This window comes from Flexivirga meconopsidis (assembly GCF_026162425.1).
GTDB lineage: Bacteria > Actinomycetota > Actinomycetes > Actinomycetales > Dermatophilaceae > Flexivirga > Flexivirga meconopsidis.
Window position 1 is genome coordinate 1 of sequence record NZ_JAOBQJ010000009.1, and the last position, 5,229, is coordinate 5,229.

The 5,229-nt window shown below is 55.5% G+C and carries 2 rRNA genes; both read right to left on the reverse strand.

Annotation, left to right across the window (positions count from 1 at the left end):
• Positions 1 to 182 precede the first annotated feature (182 nt).
• Positions 183 to 3,316 (reverse strand): 23S ribosomal RNA (locus tag N2M23_RS20510).
• Between the two features lie 386 nt (positions 3,317 to 3,702).
• Positions 3,703 to 5,226, reverse strand: a 16S ribosomal RNA gene (locus tag N2M23_RS20515).
• Together the 16S and 23S rRNA genes form the textbook arrangement of a ribosomal RNA operon.
• Between the last annotated feature and the right edge of the window lie 3 nt (positions 5,227 to 5,229).

Below are 5,229 nucleotides of genomic sequence, written 5' to 3' on the forward strand. Positions count from 1 at the left end.
ACACACACGGGTTCCAAACGTGTACACGTCTATCCAATTATTCGTGTTACTCGTTGAACCACCAACCCCCACCACAAGGGGGTGGTTGGGTGTTGTTTCAGAATTGCATAGTGGACGCGAACGTTGCTTTCTTGTGGCTGCCATGACCGTTAGTGCGGGTCATGGAGCGTCAAGTTTGGGGTTTGAGTAAGTTGTCGGCTGATTAGTACCGGTCAGCTCCACACATTACTGTGCTTCCACATCCGGCCTATCGACCCAGTAGTCTCGCTGGGAGCCTCCCCACACAAAAAGTGTGTTGGAAACCTCATCTTGAAGCGTGCTTCCCACTTAGATGCTTTCAGCGGTTATCACTTCCGAACGTAGCTAATCAGCGGTGCCCTTGGCAGGACAACTGACACACCAGTGGTTCGTCCATCCCGGTCCTCTCGTACTAGGGACAGGTCTTCTCAAGTTTCCTACGCGCGCAGCGGATAGGGACCGAACTGTCTCACGACGTTCTAAACCCAGCTCGCGTACCGCTTTAATGGGCGAACAGCCCAACCCTTGGGACCTACTCCAGCCCCAGGATGCGACGAGCCGACATCGAGGTGCCAAACCATGCCGTCGATATGAGCTCTTGGGCAAGATCAGCCTGTTATCCCCGGGGTACCTTTTGTCCGTTGAGCGACGGCGCTTCCACAAGCCACCGTCGGGTCACTAGTCCCGACTTTCGTCTCTGCTCGACATGTCTGTCTCACAGTCAAGCTCCCTTGTGCACTTACACTCGACACCTGATTACCAACCAGGCTGAGGGAACCTTTGGGCGCCTCCGTTACCTTTTGGGAGGCAACCGCCCCAGTTAAACTACCCACCAGGCACTGTCCCTGAACCAGATCATGGTCCGAAGTTAGGAGCCCAGAACGACCAGAGTGGTATTTCAACAATGACTCCACACACGCTGGCGCGTGCGCTTCACAGTCTCCCACCTATCCTACACAAGCCGTACCGAACACCAATACCAAGCTGTAGTAAAGGTCCCGGGGTCTTTCCGTCCTGCTGCGCGTAACGAGCATCTTTACTCGTAATGCAATTTCGCCGAGTTCGCGGTTGAGACAGTGGAGAAGTCGTTACGCCATTCGTGCAGGTCGGAACTTACCCGACAAGGAATTTCGCTACCTTAGGATGGTTATAGTTACCACCGCCGTTTACTGGCGCTTAAGTTCTCAGCTTCACACCACAAAGGTGTTAACCGGTCCCCTTAACGTTCCAGCACCGGGCAGGCGTCAGTCCGTATACCTCGAATTACTTCTTCGCACGGACCTGTGTTTTTAGTAAACAGTCGCTTCTCCCTGGTCTCTGCGGCCCCCACCCCTAGCACGCGAAGTGCTTCAAGATGGAAGGCCCCCCTTCTCCCGAAGTTACGGGGGCATTTTGCCGAATTCCTTAACCACGATTCACTCGATCGCCTTAGTATTCTCTACCTAACCACCTGAGTCGGTTTAGGGTACGGGCGGCTCAAACCTCGCTAGAAGTTTTTCTCGGCAGCATAGGATCACCCTACTTCCCACATTACGTGGTCACCATCACGCCTCGGCCATATGACTGACGGATTTACCTACCAGCCGGCTTACACGCTTGGACGGGGACAACCATCGCCCCGCGGAGGCTACCTTCCTGCGTCACTCCATCGCTTACCTACTACAAGATCGGGTCCCACGCTCCCCACACACGCATCACCCCGAAGGGATCAAACATGGTGGTTCGGGTGGTTAGCATCCCCTGATTCGATATGGGCGGTCCTTCGCCGGTTCCGGAATATCAACCGGATGTCCATCGACTACGCCTGTCGGCCTCGCCTTAGGTCCCGACTTACCCAGGGCAGATTAGCTTGACCCTGGAACCCTTGGTTATTCGGCGGACGGGTTTCTCACCCGTCATTCGCTACTCATGCCTGCATTCTCACTCGTGTCACCTCCACCCCTGGTTCACACCGGGACTTCACTGGTGACACGACGCTCCCCTACCCAACCACACCCCTGAACAACAACACCAAAATGTTGCCGCTAGGGACTTGTGTGATTGCCACAGCTTCGGTGGTGTGCTTGAGCCCCGCTACATTGTCGGCGCGGAATCACTTGACCAGTGAGCTATTACGCACTCTTTAAAGGGTGGCTGCTTCTAAGCCAACCTCCTGGTTGTCACAGCAACTCCACATCCTTTCCCACTTAGCACACGCTTAGGGACCTTAGCTGGTGATCTGGGCTGTTTCCCTCTCGACTACGAAGCTTATCCCCCGCAGTCTCACTGCCACGCTTACACTTACCGGCATTCGGAGTTTGGCTGACGTCAGTAACCTGGTGAGGCCCATCAGCCATCCAGTAGCTCTACCTCCGGCAAGAAACACGTGACGCTGCACCTAAATGCATTTCGGGGAGAACCAGCTATCACGGAGTTTGATTGGCCTTTCACCCCTACCCACAGCTCATCCCCCCAGTTTTCAACCTAGGTGGGTTCGGTCCTCCACGACGTCTTACCGTCGCTTCAACCTGGCCATGGGTAGATCACTCCGCTTCGGGTCTAGACCCAGCGACTCTGGTCGCCCTCTTCGGACTCGCTTTCGCTACGGCTACCCCACACGGGTTAACCTCGCCACTGAGCACTAACTCGCAGGCTCATTCTTCAAAAGGCACGCCATCACCAGCACGCATGCCAGCTCTGACGGATTGTAAGCGCATGGTTTCAGGTACTATTTCACTCCCCTCCCGGGGTACTTTTCACCTTTCCCTCACGGTACTAGTCCGCTATCGGTCACCAGGGAATATTTAGGCTTACCAGGTGGTCCTGGCAGATTCACACGAGATTCCACGAGCCCCGTGCTACTTGGGTACATCATCACGCGCCGTGCCACATGTTTCGCCTACGGGACTCCCACCCACTACGGTCTACCATTCAAAGCAGTTCGGCTACACGCACACCATCACACGACCGCGCTGTCAGACACGGTACGACAACAACCCACAACCCCACGACTGCAACCCCTGACAGGTATCACACAACCATGGTTTAGCCTCATCCGCTTTCGCTCGCCACTACTCACGGAATCACTCTTGTTTTCTCTTCCTGTGGGTACTGAGATGTTTCACTTCCCCACGTTCCCTCCACGCACCCTATATATTCAGGTACGGGTCACACCACATAACTGGTGCGGGGTTCCCCCATTCGGAAACCCTCGGATCACAGCCCGGTTATCGGCTCCCCGAGGCTTATCGCAGATTCCTACGTCCTTCATCGGTTCCTGATGCCAAGGCATCCACCATGCGCCCTTAAAAACTTACACAAACCACAAACAAAACGCTTCTGGCCCGCATACAACAGCATTAAAAGCCACAAAGATGCTCGCGTCCACTATACAATTCTCAAACAACACACCAACACCAGCACACCACCACACATCACATGCAATGACCTACCGGGCAGCACCAGAAAAAACCACCCACCCCCGGAAAAACCAAGGGAAGGGTCGTTTTCTCAGGACCCAACAACGTGCCGACACTCACACCACCACACACCAGCAACCCTTTCCCCAACCACACACCACAATGTGATGCCCTTGGTTCGTACTCGAGTCAACCAGCACACAAACAGTGCAAGCCCATGATTGATGTTCCACCCGTGAGCCACCCCACCACACACTCGGTGATGAAAGGTGTTCATGCTCCTTAGAAAGGAGGTGATCCAGCCGCACCTTCCGGTACGGCTACCTTGTTACGACTTAGTCCCAATCGCCAATCCCACCTTCGACGGCTCCCCCCACAAGGGTTAGGCCACCGGCTTCGGGTGTTACCGACTTTCGTGACTTGACGGGCGGTGTGTACAAGGCCCGGGAACGTATTCACCGCAGCGTTGCTGATCTGCGATTACTAGCGACTCCAACTTCATGGGGTCGAGTTGCAGACCCCAATCCGAACTGAGACCAGTTTTAAGGGATTCGCTCCACCTCACGGCATCGCAACCCTCTGTACCAGCCATTGTAGCATGCGTGAAGCCCAAGACATAAGGGGCATGATGATTTGACGTCATCCCCACCTTCCTCCGAGTTGACCCCGGCAGTCTCCCATGAGTCCCCACCATCACGTGCTGGCAACATGGAACGAGGGTTGCGCTCGTTGCGGGACTTAACCCAACATCTCACGACACGAGCTGACGACAACCATGCACCACCTGTACACCAGCCCAAAGGCTGCACCATCTCTGGCACATTCCGGTGTATGTCAAGCCTTGGTAAGGTTCTTCGCGTTGCATCGAATTAATCCGCATGCTCCGCCGCTTGTGCGGGCCCCCGTCAATTCCTTTGAGTTTTAGCCTTGCGGCCGTACTCCCCAGGCGGGGCGCTTAATGCGTTAGCTGCGGCACGGAACTCGTGGAATGAGCCCCACACCTAGCGCCCAACGTTTACGGCATGGACTACCAGGGTATCTAATCCTGTTCGCTCCCCATGCTTTCGCTTCTCAGCGTCAGTTATGGCCCAGAGACCTGCCTTCGCCATCGGTGTTCCTCCTGATATCTGCGCATTTCACCGCTACACCAGGAATTCCAGTCTCCCCTACCACACTCTAGCCTGCCCGTACCCACCGCAGACCCAGGGTTAAGCCCTGGGCTTTCACGGCAGACGCGACAAACCGCCTACAAGCTCTTTACGCCCAATAATTCCGGACAACGCTCGCACCCTACGTATTACCGCGGCTGCTGGCACGTAGTTAGCCGGTGCTTCTTCTCCCACTACCGTCACAAAAAGCTTCGTCATGGGCGAAAGGAGTTTACAACCCGAAGGCCGTCATCCCCCACGCGGCGTCGCTGCATCAGACTTCCGTCCATTGTGCAATATTCCCCACTGCTGCCTCCCGTAGGAGTCTGGGCCGTGTCTCAGTCCCAGTGTGGCCGGTCACCCTCTCAGGCCGGCTACCCGTCAAAGCCATGGTAGGCCACTACCCCACCATCAAGCTGATAGGCCGCGAGTCCATCCTCCACCACAAAAACTTTCCACACACAGACCATGCGGCCATGTGTCATACCCGGTATTAGACCCCGTTTCCAAGGCTTATCCCAAAGTGAAGGGCAGGTTACTCACGTGTTACTCACCCGTTCGCCACTAATCCACCCGTGCAAGCACGGGCATCATCGTTCGACTTGCATGTGTTAAGCACGCCGCCAGCGTTCGTCCTGAGCCAGGATCAAACTCTCCGCAAAAAA